General features: G+C 46.9%; 2 protein-coding genes and 1 pseudogene. 2 read left to right on the top strand and 1 reads right to left on the bottom strand.

Translation table 11 applies throughout. The features are described 5' to 3' along the window. Positions 1-100: 100 nt before the first annotated feature. Both mgtE and ACTIE0_RS19625 read left to right on the top strand, forming a co-directional pair. Positions 101-784: pseudogene (mgtE, locus tag ACTIE0_RS19630) on the top strand (magnesium transporter); the annotation flags it as partial. 4 nt (positions 785-788) lie between these two features. Further along, complete coding sequence (locus ACTIE0_RS19625) at positions 789-1,424, top strand: hypothetical protein (protein ID WP_006623593.1); 636 nt, start codon at positions 789-791, stop codon at positions 1,422-1,424. Between the two features lie 8 nt (positions 1,425-1,432). On the opposite strand, the gene ACTIE0_RS19620 is transcribed toward ACTIE0_RS19625, so the two are convergent. Next, on the bottom strand, positions 1,433-2,377 hold the full coding sequence (locus tag ACTIE0_RS19620) for an Hpt domain-containing protein (protein WP_006623594.1): 945 nt from the start codon (positions 2,375-2,377) through the stop codon (positions 1,433-1,435). Between the last annotated feature and the right edge of the window lie 470 nt (positions 2,378-2,847).

The following is a 2,847-nucleotide window of genomic DNA, read 5'->3' as shown; positions in this document are numbered from 1 at the left end:
GAGGGGCAACCATACCCCTCCACCCCGCAAGGGGGTGCTGGCGGCGGTCAGCCGCTTGAGTCGGTTTTCCTCTCCGCTATAAATCACGGAGCTTCCAACCCTCCCAGGAGTTTTACGTGAAAAGCGACTCGTCGGAATTATTACCGTTGATGATATCTTGGATATCCTCGAGAAGGAAACCACCAAAGATATCTACGCCTTGGGTGGCTTACAGGCGGACGGAGATAACTATTTTCAGATCAGTTTACTCACCGTAGCCCGCCGCCGGGTCGTCTGGCTGTTAGTCTTGTTAGTGACCAATAGTATTACCGCCTCTATTCTCAAGACCCAGAGAGAGATTCTCCAAGACGTGGTAGCCTTATCCTTTTTTATTCCCCTGTTGACCGGAACTGGGGGAAATGTCGGCGCTCAGTCTTCCACGGTCGTAATTCGGGGGATGAATACTGATGAAATTTGGTCTTTGGGATCTTTCCAGGTAATTCGGCGGGAGGCGATCGCCGGTGCTGTACTGGGTGTCATTTTGGGGACCTTGGCGACTATATGGGCTAGTGTATTTATTGTCCCCGGTCAAATAGCAGTGGCGATCGCAGTTGGTATTAGTTTATTGGCCATTTCCCTGTTGGCTTCTGTGGCCGGTTCCGCTTTGCCTTTTTTGTTCCGGTCGCTCAAATTAGACCCGGCTTTGATGTCTGCGCCGTCTATTACCACCGCCGTTGATGTCTTGGGGGTGTTAATATATTTGAATTTAGCTCGGATGATTTTGCCAAGTAATAGTCTCAATTAACAGAATGTTGCATTACCGTAATCTACTAGAAATAGCTGAATATGTCGGTTTGGCGGTCACTGTGGTGGGAACTGTCGCCACTTTCACCGGCCGATCGCTATTATATGGCGGCATTCCTCTCTTGATTTTTATAGCTATTGGTCTAGTTAACCGCTATCTGTTAAAGCAATATCTGCGATCGCTTACTTTCAATGTCAAAGCTAACGTTGACTTGAACACTCAGGCGATCGAACAGTTAAATCATATTGCTCAGGCTAATGCTGTTTCTGCTAATATCAACACCCTCAAATCTACCGCTAATTTAGACATGGCGGCGCTGACCGATAATTTAACTACCCTTAATGGGACTCTCCAGAATATTTTAGAGCGCCAAAATGCCCTCGAACAGGCGATCGATGCTATTCAGGGAGAGTTGGAATTGGTTGTGCGAAAGTTTCAGCAGCGACCTGAGTTAGAACAGGTCGAGAATTTAACCCATGTCATTGTCGATTTACAGCAGTTTATCAATCAACTACCCCAGTGGGGAGCCCTTCAACAGCAACAGTTAAATGAGTTACAGGAAAGAGTTTCTGGGGCGATCGCTGATTTACCTCGACAGGTTGAAGTCGCCATCAGCGATCGCTTGGATAATTCCACTTAGAATCTCAATCAGGATTTGATGTGCTTGATCAACAATTGAGTGATCGCCTGAAGTTCTTTTTTGTTAAAAGTCTTCAGTAACACCTTCACCACTTCCTTCGGATCTGCTGGTATCGTAATTTCCTTAGCAGTCGCCGGGACTCTCCCTTGGCTACTTCCCAGTTTAACTAGAGCATCACTAGGCGCTATAGCATCAGCTTTTCCCGCTTCCAGGAGTTTCGCCGCCTGCTGAAGTTCCTTAATTACCGTATTTTTCAGAACCGGGAAAGGAGCCTTGGGATTAGCGATCGCGCCATGGGTAGTTTTCACTAAATTTTGCCAAGGTTCCACTCCTGGTGCAATTTTCAGCAAATGACCACACAGCCCCGCTATTTGTTTCCGTAGCGCCGGAGATTCCGGTTTGCTCAAACCCTGCAACATCGGTTTCAGAACCGCCGTCACCTTAGCCAGCGCTGACGGTACCGGTTTACTTCCCCCAGACGAAGCCGCCGCCACCGCAGGTGTTGCCTTGCCACTCATCAAATCCGCTAGATGCTTCTCCAGCATATCATACACCGGAAGGGCAGCCTTAGCAATTTTTTCCCCCATTTCCACTGATAAACCCGACGGACTTTGTGCCCTTTCAATCAGGTTCTTTAGTACCTCATAACACTTGTTTGACAGTGTAACAACCTTGCTATCAGCTTTTATGGGAGTGTCTTTAACCGACTTAAAACAATCTTCAAGTCGTTTAGAGACCTTATTAATACTGGCTAAACTCGGCATCTGTTGCGTTAACATAGCCGAGGCTCCCTTAATCGAGTGCGCCGCTCTGTACATAGTAATCATCGGTTCGCGATCGGAGTCAGCCATAATTTTTGGCAGATCCTTCAACCCCGTACTAAGTTCTTCGAGGCGTTCTCCCGCCTCTTCCATAAAGATAGCGATTATTTTTTGGTCTTGGCTCGTCGGCACGGCTGCCCTCCTATCGACAATTTAACGCCGAGCTTTATTATGAGCGGTACTGTTAACCTGGTATGTCTTAACACTACAAGTTAGAAGCCATTGCCAGACAACCCTACTCATCACTTACCCAAAATCATGGGTTTCAAGCTCCGCCCCCTTCGACCAACTCACGGCAAGCCTTCAAAGGCGACTGGCTTTCTCTCTGTTATACTATCACCTGCACAGTTTTTCCAGGTCTGACCACTATCATAGGTTGATTGTTTAATCAATTTTAAAAAATTGCCTCACCAGAATCCGCCTCAATCCTTGACAGCCACCGGAACTAATGATATAATCTTGACACCATCCTAGATGATAGTTAGTTTTGTAACTTTTTTGTTTTTCCCATAATTACCATATAAAATTGTAGGGGCGGGTTCTGCTGTCAATTTTCCATCCCTACCCGGATACTAATAAACCCGCCCCACCACCGATAATTG

Origin of the sequence: Limnospira sp., assembly GCF_051859755.1 — a bacterium.
GTDB lineage: Bacteria > Cyanobacteriota > Cyanobacteriia > Cyanobacteriales > Microcoleaceae > Limnospira > Limnospira fusiformis.
Note: the sequence above shows the minus strand (reverse complement) of the source record. Positions and strands in the feature narration are given on the sequence as shown.